The sequence below is a fragment of the Streptomyces sp. NPDC047017 genome (genome assembly GCF_040644175.1).
Classification (GTDB): Bacteria; Actinomycetota; Actinomycetes; order Streptomycetales; family Streptomycetaceae; genus Streptomyces.
In genome coordinates, this window is the sequence record NZ_JBEYVW010000003.1 from 68,077 (window position 1) to 83,491 (window position 15,415).

At 73.9% G+C, this 15,415-nt stretch carries 17 protein-coding genes and 1 pseudogene; 5 read left to right on the forward strand and 13 right to left on the reverse strand.

Going from position 1 to position 15,415, the window contains the following annotated elements; translation table 11 throughout:
- Positions 1-20 precede the first annotated feature (20 nt).
- Both nrfD and ABZ858_RS05965 read right to left on the reverse strand, forming a co-directional pair.
- A complete protein-coding gene (gene nrfD / locus ABZ858_RS05960; protein ID WP_361373119.1) occupies positions 21-1,088 on the reverse strand; it encodes an NrfD/PsrC family molybdoenzyme membrane anchor subunit in 1,068 nt (355 codons plus the stop codon).
- Positions 1,085-2,023, reverse strand: coding sequence for a 4Fe-4S dicluster domain-containing protein (locus ABZ858_RS05965; RefSeq protein ID WP_361373720.1), 939 nt, complete (start codon positions 2,021-2,023; stop codon positions 1,085-1,087). The genes nrfD and ABZ858_RS05965 overlap by 4 nt, the downstream gene beginning before the upstream one ends.
- A gap of 386 nt (positions 2,024-2,409) precedes the next feature.
- On the opposite strand from ABZ858_RS05965, the gene ABZ858_RS05970 reads away from it, so the two are divergent.
- The gene (locus tag ABZ858_RS05970) at positions 2,410-2,817 is read left to right on the forward strand and encodes a four-helix bundle copper-binding protein (RefSeq protein WP_361373121.1); all 408 of its coding nucleotides are present in this window, start codon (positions 2,410-2,412) and stop codon (positions 2,815-2,817) included.
- A gap of 64 nt (positions 2,818-2,881) precedes the next feature.
- Here the strand turns inward: ABZ858_RS05970 and ABZ858_RS05975 are convergent, their stop codons facing one another.
- Positions 2,882-3,271 (reverse strand): hypothetical protein, encoded by a 390-nt coding sequence (locus ABZ858_RS05975; RefSeq protein WP_361373123.1) that lies wholly within the window; start codon positions 3,269-3,271, stop codon positions 2,882-2,884.
- Positions 3,272-3,359: 88 nt separating this feature from the next.
- Between ABZ858_RS05975 and ABZ858_RS05980 the strand changes: the two are divergent.
- Positions 3,360-3,602: pseudogene (locus ABZ858_RS05980) on the forward strand (aminoglycoside phosphotransferase family protein); the annotation flags it as partial.
- A gap of 79 nt (positions 3,603-3,681) precedes the next feature.
- Here ABZ858_RS05980 and ABZ858_RS05985 read toward each other — a convergent pair.
- From ABZ858_RS05985 to ABZ858_RS06025, 9 genes are all read right to left on the reverse strand, one after another.
- On the reverse strand, positions 3,682-4,011 hold the full coding sequence (locus tag ABZ858_RS05985; protein WP_361373125.1) for a hypothetical protein: 330 nt from the start codon (positions 4,009-4,011) through the stop codon (positions 3,682-3,684).
- Positions 4,012-4,263: 252 nt separating this feature from the next.
- Complete coding sequence (locus ABZ858_RS05990) at positions 4,264-4,461, reverse strand: hypothetical protein (protein ID WP_361373127.1); 198 nt, start codon at positions 4,459-4,461, stop codon at positions 4,264-4,266.
- A 194-nt stretch (positions 4,462-4,655) separates the two neighbouring features.
- Complete coding sequence (locus tag ABZ858_RS05995; RefSeq protein WP_361373129.1) at positions 4,656-5,891, reverse strand: cytochrome P450; 1,236 nt, start codon at positions 5,889-5,891, stop codon at positions 4,656-4,658.
- A gap of 73 nt (positions 5,892-5,964) precedes the next feature.
- Positions 5,965-7,359, reverse strand: coding sequence for an FAD-dependent oxidoreductase (locus ABZ858_RS06000; RefSeq protein ID WP_361373131.1), 1,395 nt, complete (start codon positions 7,357-7,359; stop codon positions 5,965-5,967).
- Positions 7,349-7,594 (reverse strand): ferredoxin, encoded by a 246-nt coding sequence (locus ABZ858_RS06005; protein ID WP_361373133.1) that lies wholly within the window; start codon positions 7,592-7,594, stop codon positions 7,349-7,351. Before ABZ858_RS06005 ends, ABZ858_RS06000 begins: the two co-directional genes overlap by 11 nt.
- Before the next feature lie 163 nt (positions 7,595-7,757).
- The gene (locus ABZ858_RS06010; protein WP_361373135.1) at positions 7,758-8,474 is read right to left on the reverse strand and encodes a hypothetical protein; all 717 of its coding nucleotides are present in this window, start codon (positions 8,472-8,474) and stop codon (positions 7,758-7,760) included.
- Positions 8,471-10,156, reverse strand: coding sequence for a multicopper oxidase family protein (locus ABZ858_RS06015; RefSeq protein ID WP_361373137.1), 1,686 nt, complete (start codon positions 10,154-10,156; stop codon positions 8,471-8,473). The genes ABZ858_RS06010 and ABZ858_RS06015 overlap by 4 nt, the downstream gene beginning before the upstream one ends.
- Before the next feature lie 532 nt (positions 10,157-10,688).
- On the reverse strand, positions 10,689-11,522 hold the full coding sequence (locus ABZ858_RS06020; protein WP_361373139.1) for an ATP-binding cassette domain-containing protein: 834 nt from the start codon (positions 11,520-11,522) through the stop codon (positions 10,689-10,691).
- A gap of 105 nt (positions 11,523-11,627) precedes the next feature.
- A complete protein-coding gene (locus ABZ858_RS06025) occupies positions 11,628-12,032 on the reverse strand; it encodes an ATP-binding protein (protein WP_361373141.1) in 405 nt (134 codons plus the stop codon).
- A 184-nt stretch (positions 12,033-12,216) separates the two neighbouring features.
- Here ABZ858_RS06025 and ABZ858_RS06030 point away from each other — a divergent pair, with 184 nt between their 5' ends.
- Positions 12,217-12,696: an ATP-binding protein gene (locus tag ABZ858_RS06030; protein ID WP_361373143.1), complete on the forward strand. Its 480-nt coding sequence runs from the start codon at positions 12,217-12,219 to the stop codon at positions 12,694-12,696.
- Positions 12,697-12,738: 42 nt separating this feature from the next.
- On the opposite strand, the gene ABZ858_RS06035 is transcribed toward ABZ858_RS06030, so the two are convergent.
- Positions 12,739-13,473: a L,D-transpeptidase family protein gene (locus tag ABZ858_RS06035; RefSeq protein WP_361373145.1), complete on the reverse strand. Its 735-nt coding sequence runs from the start codon at positions 13,471-13,473 to the stop codon at positions 12,739-12,741.
- A 143-nt stretch (positions 13,474-13,616) separates the two neighbouring features.
- On the opposite strand from ABZ858_RS06035, the gene ABZ858_RS06040 reads away from it, so the two are divergent.
- Together ABZ858_RS06040 and ABZ858_RS06045 are read left to right on the forward strand one after the other, a co-directional pair.
- Positions 13,617-13,838, forward strand: coding sequence for a hypothetical protein (locus ABZ858_RS06040; RefSeq protein WP_361373147.1), 222 nt, complete (start codon positions 13,617-13,619; stop codon positions 13,836-13,838).
- 264 nt (positions 13,839-14,102) lie between these two features.
- Complete coding sequence (locus tag ABZ858_RS06045; protein WP_361373149.1) at positions 14,103-15,398, forward strand: FAD-dependent oxidoreductase; 1,296 nt, start codon at positions 14,103-14,105, stop codon at positions 15,396-15,398.
- Positions 15,399-15,415 lie beyond the last annotated feature (17 nt).

Sequence of the window (15,415 nt, forward strand, 5' to 3'; positions counted from 1 at the left end):
CGCCGGAGTCCGCGCTCCGGTCAGCCGTCCAGCCGACCGGAGCGCTCCCGCAACCGCTCCCGCTGCGGTACGACCGTGTATCTGGGGTCCTCGGCCGAGGCCACCCCGGCGTGGAACACCGCGAACCGCAGTGCCGCCGAACCGGCCAGCAGCGTCGCCCCGGCCACCAGTGCCGCACCCCGGCCGCACCGCCGGTCGGCACCCCGGCCGCACCGGCGGTCCGCACCCGCGTACGCCGCCAGCCCGGCGCCGCCCGCCGTCAGCACCTCGGCGGCCCGCAGCAGCCGGTGCGCCCGTCCCCGCGCGAACGGCTCGGCCGCCAGCCCCATCCGCCGTTCCATCACCCGGAAGGCGCCCAGCTCCAGCGCGGCGCCGAGCACCGCCAGCCGGCGGGCCGGGCCCGTCTGCCCGGGCGGCGCGCCCAGCAGCGCGAGACCGGCCGCCGCGCAGGCGGCGGAGCCCGCGAAGACGAACGGCAGCTCGCGGTAGCCCTCGTGCCAGGACGGCACCGCCGTGTCGGAGAGCAGCACGGCGGTGTAGGTGGCGACCGCCGGGCCGAGCAGGGCCGCGCCCGCAGTGGCGGCCGCCCCGACGAGGCGGTGGCGGCCCGCGACATCGGTGGCGGCGGCGGCCATCGTCAGCGGCGCGTACCCGGCCAGCAGCCACGACCCCATGTTCATCGGCGAGGTCGGCTTGAACACGCGCAGCATGTTGACGAAGCGGGCGGGCCGGCCCAGGTCGTGCACGAGTGCGCCCAGCGACACGGTGATGGCGCCCGCCGCGCCCAACTTCGCCACCCGGGCCAGCCCGGGCCGCCCAAAGGCGTGCCCGCCGGCCGCCAGCAGCGACGACCCGCCCGCCAGGCCGCCGAGATACAGGTAGCCAGCGATGTCCAGCGCCGCCCACGGGGGCTTGTTCAGGACGGGCTTGCCGTAGTACGACGAGAACTCGGCCTCGGGCACCACCGGCTGCTCGCCGCGTGAGCGCCGCCCGCGCCGGCGGCGTCCACCATGGCCACCGGTCGGCGCGTCCCGCCCGGGGCGCGCTCCCTCGACTCCGCCCCGGGTGACGTCCGATCCGCCGCTCATCGTGGCCTCCTGGCGAAGGCGGCGGCGCCCAGCGCGGCGAGCGAGGCGGCGGCCAGCGCCGCGTGCTTCCACATCGCGGGCAGGTCGCGGGTGGTGACCACCGGGTCCGGCGGCAGGCCGTAGACCTCGGGGTCGTCGAGCAGCAGGAAGAACGCGCCGTCGCCGCCGACCCCGTCGTCCGGGCTCTCGCCGTACAGCCGGGCGTCGGTGACCCCGGCGGCGTGCAGCCGCGCCACCCGGGCACCGGCCCGCTCGCGCAGCTCGTCGAGCGGGCCGAACTGGATGGAGTCGGTGGGGCACGCCTTGGCGCAGGCCGGTTCCATGCCCACGCCGAGCCGGTCGTAGCACAGGGTGCACTTCCAGACCCGTCCGTCGCCCTCACGCTGGTCGATGACCCCGTACGGGCAGGCCGGCACGCAGTATCCGCAGCCGTTGCACACGTCCTCCTGGACCACGACCGTGCCGAACTCGGTGCGGAACAGCGCCCCGGTGGGGCACACGTCCAGGCAGGCCGCGTGCGTGCAGTGCTTGCACACGTCGGAGGACATCAGCCAGCGCAGTTCGGTGCGGCCGTCGGGGGAGAGGGGCGCGATCCGCCCGGGGCCGTCCGGGCCGTCCGGGCCGTCCGGGCCATCCGGGTCGTCCGGGACCGCAGGGGTGGGGGAGCCGGACAGCCGGCGGGCGGCCTCGAAGACGTCGACATCCTCGTGACCGGCGTTCTCGTGGGCGACGCCGCTCTCCTGCCCGCCGCCCGACGGCTTGCGCTGCTCGATGAAGGCCACGTGCCGCCAGGTGTCGGCGCTCAGTCCCTGCGTGTTGTCGTAGGACATGCCGGTCAGCTCCAGGCCGTCCTCCGGCACCGCGTTCCACTCCTTGCAGGCCACCTCGCACGCCTTGCAGCCGATGCACACCGAGGTGTCGGTGAAGAAGCCCATGCGCGGCGGGGCGTCGGGGTAGCCGGCCGCCCGCGCCACGTCCGGCTGCGGTCCGTACCACTGGTTCCCGGACGGGGGCTTACCGGACTGGGCCTTCCCGGACTGGGCCTTCCCGGACAAGGCCGGGAAGGCGCCGTCCGCCGGCACCGCGTCGCCCTCGGTCATGGTCCGGCCTCCTCGCTCGGCTCCCGCCGCACGGCACGTCCGGCGCCCTCGACGAGCCTGGCACGGGTGCCCGGCGGCCGCGCGGCCGAAACCGTCCGCACCACGGCCCCCATACGGGTGGGAGAGCGGGCGGCGCGGTTTCGGCGCCACCGGCGGGGAAACCCCGACGCGCACCGCGAACACGGCCGTGACCTGCGGCCCCACTCACCGAGGAGTAGCCGATGACCGTGACCTCAGACATGCTCCAGGTGTGCCCGGCCGGTCCGGGCGCGGCCGACACCGAGACCCTGGCCGACTGCATCGACCGGTGCCTGGACTGCGTCCAGACGTGCACGGCCTGCGCCGACGCCTGCCTGGCCGAGGACACGGTCACCGAACTGCGCGCCTGCATCCGCACCGGGCTGGACTGCGCGGACATCTGCGACGCCACCGCACGCGTCCTGTCCCGCCACACGGGCTACGGCGAGGACGTCACCCGCGACGTCCTCGCCGCCTGCGCGGCCGCCTGTGAGGCGTGCGCCGCCGAGTGCGCCGGGCACGCGCCGGCGCACGCCCATTGCGGGGTGTGCGCCGAGGCCTGCCGCCGCTGCGCGCGCGCCTGCCGGACGCTGCTGGAGGCGCTGCGCTGAGCGCCGGCCCGAGCGGCTGGTCCAGACAGCTGGTCCAGACAGCCGGTCCGAACGGCCGGTCCGCTCAGGGCTCCAGGTCCGGCGGCAGATGGTCGTTGTGCCACGCGATGGCGCGCCGGATCTCCGGTTCGTGCAGTCCGGTGCGGCAGCCGAGCTGCACCATGGTGAGCACGTGCGTGCCGGTGGCCAGGGCGCGGTCGATCTTCGCGGCCCAGAGTTCCTCCTGCACGAAGGGCCGCAGCCGGTAGCGGTCGCGGACCGCGGCCAGATGCGCCTCGCAGCACGCGGTGACGGGACGCAGCCCGTCGAACCAGTCACGGGTGGGATGCACCGCCGAGGAATCGGGCACGTACTCGCGCACCGCCTCGTCCGCCGGGAAGGTGCGGGCACACAGGTCGCACAGCTCCAGCGGCAGCGGCTCGGCCGACCGTGCGCGCTTCTTGCGCTTCCACATCGCGACTCCCGTGGGCAGGATGTGCTCCGCACCTAGGGGTTGCCCGGCCCGCCGGCGCCGAAACGCCACCCGGCAGGGCCCCGGCCAGGCCGCCGCGGACCGGTTCGGCCCGCAGGTGCTGCCCCGGCTGCGGGACGCGTACCTGGAGCCCTGGACCGGACCCGGGCGCACGGCGGCGGAGCTGCGGCGCGCGGTGCGCCCGGCCTGGCGGCTGGGCGCGCTGGGCCGGGCCGGCGCCTGGCTGCGCGTCTTCGCCCGCGCGGCCGACCCGGCGGCGGGCGCGAAAGCGGCCCGGCACCTGCTGGAGCAGGTCGCCGAGCCGCCCGTCTGACTCTGTCTCTGTCCGGTCCAGCTATGTCCAGCTATGTCCAGCTGCGTCCGGCTGTTTTCGGCTATGTCCGGCGGACGCGTCAGTTCCACAAGGGGTACGTCACCATGCGCCCGTACCCGTCCGGCCGCGCGCCGGGGAAGACGAGGCTGAGCCGGGTGAAGTGCTCGACGCGCGGATTCTTCTTCCACGGCTCCGGGTGGTCGAACCGCACGAGGACCCGGTACGAGTGGAACTTCCCGGCCGCGCAGTACGGCTTGCAGTCGTTGACGTAGTTGACGCCCTCGGCCACCGCCGAGCGGCTGTTCCACTTCGCCCAGTGCAGCGAGGACAGCCGGCTGTTGCCGTCGCCGCAGGCGAGGATGAACGCCTCGGGACGGGACTGCGGCTTCCACAGGCAGTCGACGAACACGGGCTGTCCGTGTCCGGTGCGCGCGGCCGCAGGCTGCGCCGATGGCGCGGCGGAGGCCGTTCCCAGACCCGCGCTGAGCAATACGGCGGCCCCCAGGGTCACCGCTGTCCTCACTGTGTGTCCGCCCATGTGTCCGCCCATGTTCGCTCCCGGCCGACGACGTCAGAACTCCTCCATGACGCTACGACTCCACCGCCGGATGCACCACTCGGACGGAGCAGCGGCGTCCCTCGGACGGAGCAGTGCCCTCGCTCAGTCGGGGGAGTGCCGGCGCGGGGGCACGCCGGGCAGCGGGTCGCCGTCCGGGGCCTGCTGGCAGGTGTCGCACAGTTCGTGGTGGCCGTCAGGGGTGATGACGGTCCCCCAGCCCAGGCACTGCTCGCAGTCGCGGGCCCGGTGCACATCGGGGTGGGGAGGCGGGGTCGGGCTGTGGTGGGCTCCGTACGCCATACGGGAGCGGCTCCTCGAACTCGCGGTGGGGATGCGCACCATTTTGTCTGATTTTTCGGAGTTGTCCAGAAGCTCGCTCTCCGCGCCCGCACCCGCACGGACCGCGACCGCCCCGGCGGGCGCGGCCGGGGCGGCCTGAAGCGCCGGGACGACGGGGTATCGCCGGGGCGGCCTGAAGCGCCGGGACGGCCCGCCTAGGGGCGTACGCCGTCGATCGCGATGTCCAGGTGGCGCGGTCCGCGCAGCACCGCGTTCTCCCGGTACGGCGGCGGGTCCTCGACCAGCCGCGGGTTGTCCAGCCGGCGGGCCAGCTCGACGAGCGCGATCTGCGTCTCCAGCCGGGCCAGCGGCGCGCCGAAGCAGACGTGGATGCCGCTGCCGAACCCGAGGTGCTGGATGTCCCCGCGGTCCGGGTCGAAGCGGTCGGGGTCCTCGAAGCGCTCCGGGTCCCGGTTGCCCGCGGCCAGCGCGAGCCAGATCCGCGAGCCCTTGGGGATGGTCACCCCGCGCAGCTCGATGTCCGCGACACAGGTGCGCGAGGGCACCAGCTGCACCGGCGGTTCGTAGCGCAGGAGTTCCTCCACGATGTCGACGGCGAGGCCGGGTTCCTCGCGCAGCCGCTCCAGGTACTGCGGGTGCCGCAGCAGCGTGAGCATGCCGTTGGTGATGAGGTTGACGGTGGTCTCGTGCCCCGCGATCAGCAGCAGTACCGCCGTGCTGAGCACCTCCATCACCGACATGGCGCCGCCCGGGCCGTGACCGGTCGTCAGGTCGGACAGCATGTCGTCACGGGGCTCCTTCTTGCGCTGCTCGACCAGCCCGGCCAGATACATGCCCAGCTGCATCCGTGCCTCCTGCGCGGCGCGCTGCACCGGGGCCTCCGGGTCGTTGCGCGAGTCCGGGTCCAGGCCGGTGACGATCGGGTCCACCCAGGCGCGGAAGCGCGGCTCGTCCTCGCGCGGCACCCCGAGCAGCCGGCAGATCACGGTCACCGGGAAGGGGTACGCGAACTGGTCGACGAGGTCGATCTGCCGGGCGTCGGTGAGACCGTCCAGCAACTCGCCGACGATCCGGCCGAGTTCGCCGCGCATGGAGTCGATCCGGTGCGGCCGGTGCGGCGGCCCGAAGGAGCCGTTGGCGATCTTCCGCAGCCGGTCGTGCTCGGGCGGGTCGAGCCGGATGAAGCTCGGCGGCAGGCCCGTGCCCTCCGAGTCCGGCAGCTCGTCCTCGTCGGGGGCCGTGAGGTTGGTGGCGTCGGAGCTGATCCGCGGGTCGTGCAGCAGCCCGAGGATGTCGTAGTACGAGCTGATGACGTACGGGCCGCCCTCCTCGTGCAGCACCGGTGTCCTGCGGAGTTCCTCGTACAGCGGGTAGGGGTCGGCGCGGTGGGAGAAGTCGGTGATCCGGCGCAGGAGGGAGGGGTGCGACATGGGGGTCCTCGGGGCGTGAAGGGGGCGCGGGGCCGGCGGGGCGGCGGGACGGTGGTGGCGGGGGCGGCGGCGGTCAGTGGCGGGCCGGGGTGAAGACCATCCGCCGGTCGGTGGGGGAGTAGCCGCTGAGCGTCACGGTCGGGCCGTGCGTCGGCAGCGACGGGTCGGGGAAGTCGGCCGGGACCGGCTTGCGTCCCTCGGGCCGGCGGTCCACGGTCGGGTACTCCACCGGGAACGGCGCGCCCGTCTCGATCTGCCGCTCGTAGAACTCCAGCCACCGCGTGTCGTCGAAGCTCACCGCCGCGATCACCCGGCCCTGGTAGCCGTACACCCCGACGAACCGGCGCTCGGCGAGCGAACCCTGGGTGATCATGATCTCGTCGCCCATCGACGGCACACCGACCGACTTGATGTTCACACCGAACTGCGAGGACCAGAAGGCGGGCACCCACATGTGCGGGCGCCGGTCGGAACTGGCGCTGATCATGTTGTGCGCGGCCACCTCGGCCTGCGCGACGGCGTTGCCCCAGTGCTCCAGGGACAGGAACTGGTAGCCGAACAGCGGATGCGGGGAACGGGCCACGTCACCGGCGACGAACACGTCGTCGGTGACGATGCCCCGGAAGTCGAAGGCCCGGCAGCCCGCGTCGCAGGCGATGCCGCGCGGCCCGGCGCCCAGCCCGGAGCCGGTCAGCCAGTCGGTGTTGCGGCTCGCGCCCAGGCACACCACCACCACGTCCGTCTCGACGACACTGCCGTCGGACAGATGGGCGGCGCGCACCCGGCCGACCGAATCGCCCTCCAGGCCGGTGACCATGACACCCGTGCGCAGGTCCACCCCGTTGTCGTGGTGCATCTCCGCGGCCACCGCGCCGACCACCCCGCCCAGGGCGCCCACCAGCGGGGCGCCCGCGCGCTCGGCCACCGTGACCGCGATGGACTGGGCCCGGCAGGCCGAGGCGATCTCCGACCCGGTGAACCCGGCGCCGATCACGAACACCCGGCGCGGCCCGGCCTTCATCCGGCGCTCCAGCCGCACGGCGTCGTCCCGGGTGCGCAGCACGAAGACCCCGTCGAGCTGGGCCTCCTCCTCCTTCGGCCAGGGCCGGGCCCGCACTCCGGTCGCGATCAGCAGCCGGTCGTAGGGGACCTCGTCGCCGTCCGCGAGCCGTACCCGCTTGTCGGCCAGGTTCAGTCCCGAGGCCGCCACGCCCAGCCGCCAGGTGGCGTCGGTCTCGCGGCGCCGGGGCAGGTCCGTACGCTCCGGCGAGGCCTTGCCGAGCAGCACCGCCTTGGACAGCGGCGGACGGTCGTACGGCGGATGCGGCTCGTCGCCGATCATGGTCAGCGAACCGGTGAAACCCTCGGCGCGCAGTGTCTCCGCGGCCCGCAGTCCGGCCAGCGAGGCCCCCACGACGACGATGCGGCCCTCGCGCCGGAGCCACTCGTGGAACTGCTCAGCGGGCATCGGACGCCTCCTGACCGGCCCCGGCGGACGGCTCGTCCCCCGGGTGCAGGCCGTCCGCGGTGATCGCCTGCACCGGACAGGCGGCGACGGCGCGTGCCACCTGCTCGTGCTGCTCGCCGTCGGGCCCGGGGTTGTAGACGAGCGCCTCCTCGCCGTGCATCGTGAACACGTCCGGGGCGAGGAACGCGCACTGCGCGTAGCCCTGGCACCTGTTGAGATCGACGACAAGCCTCATTGGCGACCCGCCCTTCCGGCGGCCAGGTCCGCGGGGCCCGCCCGCTCGGCGGGCACCCTCGGACGGCGGTCATCTCCCCCACGCCAGGATCGGAGGCGGGGCGGGCCGCCCGCGCGGCGGAGCCCGCCGAAGGAGTGACGCCCGCCGCCCGCCCGCCGGCCGCTCAGGCCACCGCCGTGCCCTGCCGGGCGCGACGGCCGCCCACCACCAGGATGTGCGCGCTGACGACCAGGGCCCAGGCCGGGAAGACCAGCTCCGCCCAGGGCACGTTGGAGGAGGCGAACAGCAGCGTCAGCGCCGCCAGCACGCCCAGCACGGTCAGCCACCGCGGCAGGACGCCGAACCGGTGCCCCATCACCGATAGCGAGCAGGTGAAGACCGCCGCCATGCGCATCGCGTACCCGGTCATCAGCGTGTACGCGAAGCGGCGGCCGAAGTCCCACGCGGCCGGGTCCGGCGGGGCCGCGCCCGGCGGGTGCGCGGTCGCGAGGACGGCGTCGGCCGCCGCGGCCGCACCGAACATCGTGGCGACGAAGACCAGCCCGCTGCCCAGGAAGACGGTCGCCAGGAACTTGTCCTCGGCCGCCCCCACATGGGCGCGCACCACTCCGACGAACCACAGGAAGCAGATCCCGGCCAGCGGCACCAGGCCGAGCGCCGCCCGGACCGCGTCCCGCCGCGCGGGGTCGGTGAACCCCGCCGGGGTGGCGGCGCCGGCGCCCTGCGGGAGTCCCAGCCGCATCAGGACGACGGCCGCCGCGAGCAGCAGCGCGAACAGGACGCCCGCGAGACCGGCCGCCCGCGGGGCCCGCAGCGCCCGCCGCGCCGGCCCGTCCACCGGCTCGTCCACGGGTCCGTCCACCGGTCCGGTGTCGGTCACCTGCGGTAGCCGAGGACGGTCATCATGCCGGACTCGGAGTGGTACTGGTTGTGGCAGTGCAGCATCCACAGGCCCGGGTTGTCGGCGTAGAAGTCGACCACCAGCTTGCGGTGCGGCAGCACGATCGCGGTGTCCTTGCGCGTGCCCACGTCGTCGAGGCCGGTCAGCGCGAACGTGTGGCCGTGCAGGTGCAGCGGGTGCCACATGTCGGTGGAGTTGATGAGGGTGAGCCGGACCCGTTCGTCCTGGTGGACCGCGTGGCGCTGCGCGACGGAGTAGGGCTTGTGGTCGAACATCCAGTTGTACTGCTTCATGTTGCCGGTGGCCCGGATGCGGATCTCCCGGTCGGGCTTGCGGTCGTCGCGCAGCGCCACCGACTCGTGGGGCACCATCCGCCGCGCCGGGACCAGCCGCCCGTCCAGTTCGCCGGGGCGCACCGAGGGCGCGGGCACGCCCTTGGCGCTGTCGGTGCGCAGCACGGCCAGCGCGTTCGCCTTCTTCCCCTTGCCCTCGGCGAGCGCCACCAGAGGGAACGTTCCGTCCTTGGCCGTGACGACCACGTCGTAGCGTTCGGCCATACCGATGAGCAGGGCGTCCGTCGTGCAGTGCTCGACCGGGTAGCCGTCGGTGTGCGTCACCGTCATGGTGTGGCCGCCCAGGGCCACCCGGAACGCGGTGTCGCCGCCGGCGTTGATGAACCGCAGCCGGATCCGGTCGCCGGGCCGGGCCCGGAACACCGAAGGCGCGGTCGGGACGCGGCCGTTGATGAGGTAGTAGGGGTAGTCGACATTGCCGCCCATGCCGTCCAGGAGCCGGCTGTGGGAGTCCCGCAGGACCCGGGAGGGGCCGCCGCCCTTGGCCGCGCCCGGCGCGGGGGAGTGGGCCGCGCCGGAGTGCCGGCCGGTGGGGGCGTGGTGCCCGGCGGAACCACCGTGGGCGCCGCCGCCCATGTCCATGCCCATCGGCGCCTTGCCCCCGTGCAACTGGCTCAGCACCCCGTCCGGGGTGGAGCCGTCCACGCCGTCCACCCAGTCGTCCAGCACGACGACCCACTCCTTGTCGTACGACAGGGGCTCCTTGGGGTCGTCCACGACCAGCGGCGCGTACAGGCCCCGGTCGAGCTGCATGCCCTGGTGGGAGTGGAGCAGGTACGTGCCCGGGTAGGCCACGGCGAACCGGTAGCCGAAATCCGTGCCCGGCTCGATGGCCTCCTGGGTGAGGTCCGGCACGCCGTCCATGTCGCAGCGCAGGCGCACACCGTGCGAGTGCAGGGTCGTCGACACGGGCAGGCGGTTGGCGAGCGTGAGGTCGAGGATGTCGCCCGCGGTCACCCGGACCTCCCGGCCCGGCGCCCCGTCCCCGTACGCCCAGGTGCGCACCGTGTGCCCGCCCAGGTCGATCGAGGTCTCCTGGGCGGTGAAGCGGAACTTGCGCACCGGCCCGGTCCCGCGCTTCTTCTCCGCGGCCAGGACCTCGGGGTCGGACGGGTTCACATAGCCCTTGGGCCCCTTGGGGACGAAGCGGCGTGGCCCGTCGGCCGAGCCGGGCGTCGCCCCCTCGCCCGGACCTCGCGAGGACCCCGGGCCGGAGGGCGAGTCGGCCCCGGAACAGGCACCCAGGAGACCCGAACCGGCAGCCATGATCGAGGCACTGAGCACGGTGCGCCGCGTATGTGTGTGCATGAATGAATAACACACGTTTTGGGGCGATATGTGGGAGAACTAGGACGGCGCGTCCGCCGATGCGGGCAACCAATGTGCGGGCCGTGACGCTCCGCTGCCGGGGTGTGATCACCCGGGTGGCCGAAACCAATCGCCCGGCACGGGGAACGAGCGCGGTCGAGGACTCCCGATGCCGGGGAACGCCGACGGCGGCGGCACCGGCCCGGCCGGTCCCGCCGCCGCTGACGCCGGATCAGCTGGTGCGCGCGCCGCTTCTTCGGGCGTTGTTGTACAGGCGCAGCAGATGTTTGGCCACGGCGCACGGTGTGGCGTCGGCATGGCACTGGCGGCAGGTCTGCAGGTGGTGCTGGTAGTCAGAATGCGCTTGCTGCAGAGCAGCGCCCTGGGACGGCATGAGGATCCTCGCACGGGGGGTGTGGACGGCAGAAGGCGCTCAACTTGAATGTAGGGAGCACCCGAAACCGCAGTTGATCACAGTTACTCCCGGTAGAGGAAAGCGGCTTCCGGCCACGCTGCGCCACCGTCCTGGGGGTCACGCACCCGGTCGCGCGGAGTACGCCCACCAGCGGCCCTCATGCCGGTTCACCGCGATCGGCCGGCCGAAGCAGGCCGTCAGCCACGGGCCGGTCAGCACCTCCCGCACCGCCCCGCCGGCCAGGACCCGCCCCTCGCGCAGCAGCAGGGCGTGACTGACGGCGGGGGACAGCTCCTCCAGGTGATGGGTGACCGTCACCGTGGACAGCCGCGGCCGGCCCTGGGCCAGCCGGTGCATCGCCTCGACGAGATCCTCGCGCGAGGGCAGGTCCAGCGCGTTGAACGGTTCGTCGAGCAGCAGCAGCGCCGGATCGGCCATCAGCGCCCGGGCGATGAGGACCCGCGCCCGCTGCCCGCCCGAGCACACCCCGTACGGCCGCTCGGCCAGCTCCTTGATGTCCAGCTCCGCGAGGAGTTCGTCCGCACGCCGGCGCACCCGCTCGTCGTACATCCGCCACAACGGCTGCACGGTGCCGGTGTGCCCGGTCAGCACCACGGCGCGCGCGTCCAGGTCCTGCGGCACCCGCTGGGCGGAGGTGACATGCCCGATCCGGGCCCGCAGCTCCCGTACGTCGACCCGGCCGAGCCGGGCGCCCAGCACCTCCACGGTGCCGGTCGTGGGGTGCATCAGGGCGCCGAGCAGCCGCAGCAGTGTCGTCTTGCCGGCCCCGTTGGCACCGAGCAGCGCCCAGTGCTCGCCGGGCCGGACGGTCCAGTCGACGCCGTCGAGGATCACCTGGTCGGTGGTGAACCGGCGCACGCTCACCCCGCTCAGCGCCACCACGGCCGCCGGGCCCGCCGGTTCCCGCTCCGTCGTCGTCTCCTCGGCCATCCCAGGGCTCCCCTCGACGCGTTCGTCCCTCGCCGCAACGGCACCCCTGACGTTAGATGCATCCGGCAGCTGTCCGCCGGTGCGTCCGGTGCGTGGACGGCCGGGTCAGATGCCGGGGCGGAAACAGGCGATGACGGTCTTGCCGTGCGGGCAGGGGCGCGTCTCCCAGTCGTCGGCCAGGGCGTCGACGAGGAGCATGCCCCGCCCGCCCAGCCGCTCGGCGCTCGGCTCGCGCGGCGCCGGCACCTGGCTGGAGGAGTCGTGGACGGCGATGTGCAGACAGCGTTTGTCCCAGGTCAGCACCAGCTGGGCGGAGCTGTGGGCGTGCACGTGAGCGTTGGTGACCAGCTCGGAGACGGTCAGCAGGACGGCGTCCACCGTCTCCGGGGCCTCCTTCGTCCAGCCCAGCCGTTCCAGATGCGCGCGGGCCCAGTCCCGGGCCGCCTTCACCTCGCTGTCCAACGGCAGCGAGCGTGCCCAGCCCACCGCCCGAAGCGATGTCTCGTCCACTGTGTGCCCCTCCCGGTCCGGTCCGACGGGAGGCGTGTACCCCGGGGACCGCGCGCGACGCAGCCCGTCCCTCGTTCGGGGCACCGGGTGCGGATGTGACGCGGATGACAGCAAAGAAGGAGGCGTGGCCGACTGGAAGGGGGGTAGGCGCAGCCCCGTGAACAGGGTGGTGAAGGCGGTGGACATGGATTCCGTCCTCCTCGGAGGTGAGCGAAGGGCCTCGGATGCCGACGTGATACGTACGGAAGCGGCCCTCGACGGGGACGGCACGTGCATCGCCGAAGCCCGTCGTCTCGCGGCCGGTTTTCTGACCCGGGTGCGCGCCGAGTACGGGCTGCCGGTCTCCGACCGGGCCATGGACCTGACCCAGCTGGTGGTCAGCGAACTGGTCACCAACGCCCGCAAGTACGCCTCCGGGCCCATCCTGATGGACCTGTGCGTCGTCGGTGAGGCGGTGGAGGTCGCGATCTGGGACAGCGAACCGGTGCTGCCGGTGGCCCGGGCCGCCGATCCGGGCCGGGTGGGCCAGCACGGCCTGGAGATCGTGATGGCCGTGGTGCAGGCATTCGAGGTGCGGCGCGAACCGGTGGGCAAGCGCGTCATCGCCCGCGTCGCCCTGCGCGACATCCCCGACGAGGGCACCCGGCGGCGGCGCACCGGCTGACCGCGGGCGGCCCGGCGCGCACCCGGGCCACCCCGCGCGGCATCAGCCGGCCGCGAGGTCCCGGCTGTCGCCCATCACCACGACCGGGTGCTGCCGCGGGTCCAGCGTGCGCAGCAGGAAGCGCATCGCCGCCTCGGACACGGACACGCACGCCGAGGTGCCGCTGCCGTGGTCCATGTGCAGCCAGATGCCGCCGCCCTTGCGCTGCCCCTGCGGCCGGGTGGGGTCATCGGGCGGGGTGCCCCGCACCCGGTTGTAGTCGATCGCGATCACGTAGTCGAAGTCGTGCCAGGCGTTCTTGCCCCAGGTGTGCGGGGCCTGGAAGGACGCCGACCGGGTGTACGGCAGCTTGGCCCCCGGGTCGGGCAGCACCCCGCCCGCGTCGCTCAGCGTGAACACGCCCACCGGGCTGCGCAGATCGTCCTCGTGGTGGTCGGTCGTCCAGCCCTTCCTGCCGTTGTGCGCCGCCCAGGAGCCGGCCTGCCGCCAGGTCGAGCCGTCCTTGTCGAAGAGCCGCACCGTGGAGTACGGCGAGTCGGGACCGGCGCCGTAGACGGCGACGACCTGACCGGTATCGGCCGGGACACGCCGCCACAGCCGGTCGCCGACGCCCGGCACACGGCGCGCGGCGGTGGCGGGAGACGCCGCGCCCTTCCCCTTCTGGTCGCCGCCGCCCGTGCCCTGAGTGCCTGAACCGCCGCAGCCGCTCAGGCACATGGCCAACGCTCCACCGGCCGTCACCGCGGCCGCCGTCCGTATCGCACCGCTTTTCCGCATGCGGGCATGATTCCATCGCGTTCCTGGCGTTGTGCGCCCACCCCCCGGCGCGGCGTGTCACCCGAACGGCCGCCCGTGGCACGTGGCCCGGTCCGACCCGGTGTCTCCTGGAGTGAGAGAGGCGTCCATCAAGGGAGCCGATCATGTATGAAATGTGTGCAGGAGTCGAGAAACCGGGCGACGCACTGGTGTGGCATGTCATGGCCAAGAGCGCGGCGACCACGCTGTGCGGCCAGCGGCTCGGCCGGCAAGTCGACGAGGCGAGCGCACAGCGGGCCGGTCACTGTTCCACGTGCATGGCCTTGTTCGGGAAGCTGATGACGGCACCGCCGGCCGTCAGCTCTCCGGCCGGCACGGACCGCTGAGGCGGCCCGTGCGCGAAGGGTCTGCCCGCCGGGGAGAAATCCCCGGCGGGCAGACCTGTTTCCGGCCCCGCGGGAGGCGCGGCGGTCAGCACTTTGACCATCTTTTGGCAACGTGGCCCCGTTTCGCATCCTTTCGGGGGCCGATGGGTAACACTGAGCGGCGGAGGGGGGAGGCGTGCGGCGGCGCTGTTCCGTCGTGCCCGTCCCGCAGGAAGGGTCACGCCGGCCTTGGGGAAGGCGGCGCGGGGACAGCCGGGGGGATGCATGACGCGATCGGTTCCGGGGCAGCGCCCTGTCCGTGACGAGGAGTTCACCGGGCGCCCGGAGCTTCCGGTCGTCGTGGTCGGCGCCGGCCCCTACGGGCTGTCCGTCGCCGCGCACCTGCGGGCCGCGGGACTCGCGGTACGCGTCTTCGGTGAGGTCATGGGCAGTTGGCGGCACGCCATGGCGACCGGCATGTTCCTGAAGTCGACGCCCGACGCGGTGGACCTGTCCGTACCGGAGCCCGGCGGGCGGCTCGCGGACTTCCTGCGGGCGCACGGCGAGCCGGAGTTGACCGAGCGGACACCGATCCCGTGCGACATGTTCGTCCGCTACGGCCAGTGGTTCCAGAAGCGGTACGTCGGCGAGGTGGAGCCGGCCCGGGTGGCGGCCGTCGACCGGGCGGCCACCGGACCCGGGTTCACCGTGCGGCTGGACGACGGGCAGCACTTGGCGGCCCGGTCCGTCGTCGTGGCCACCGGCCTCGGCGGCCTCGCCCACATCCCGGGGGTGCTGCGGGCGCTGGCACCCGGCGGGCCGGGCGTGCACGCCCCGGTCTCGCACACCAGCCACCACACCGACCTGTCCCGGTACGCGGGCAGGCGCGTCGCCGTCGTCGGCGGCGGCCAGTCGGCGCTGGAGAGCGCGGCCCTGCTCCACGAGGCGGGCGCCGAGACCCACGTACTCGTACGGGAACGGGACCTGCTGTGGGGCAGCGTCCCGGACCCGGTCCGGCCGTGGCCGCTGCGCGTCCTGCGGCCGTACTCGCCGCTGGGCACCGGCTGGGTCCTGGCCGCCGTCTGCCGGGCGCCGGGCGCCATCCGGCGGCTGCCCCCCACCGCCCGGCTGCTGCTGTTCCGGCGCGCGCTGCGGCCCTCGGGCGGCTGGTGGCTGCGGGACCGGGTCGAGGGCGTCGTACCGGTGCGCACCGCGCGGCGGGTCACCGGGGCCGAGACGGCGGGCGCCGCCGTGCGGCTGGAGATCAGCGGACCGGGCGGCACGCCGGAGAACCTCACCGTCGACCATGTGCTGGCCGCCACCGGCTACCGCCTCGACCTCGACTCCGTCCCGTTCCTGACCCCGGCGGTGCGCGGTGCGCTGCGGCTCGTCCCCGGCTCGAAGGCGCCCCACCTGAGCGCGGCGTTCGAGTCGTCCGTGCCCGGCCTGTACTTCACCGGGTCGCTCGCCGCCCCGATGCTGGGCCCGATGATGCGCTTCGTGGCCGGCACGCAGTACGCCGCCACCCGCGTCGCCCGCGACCTCACCCGCCGCGCGGCCGCCCCCGGGACGTTTGCCTAGCCTCTTTAGGCACCGGC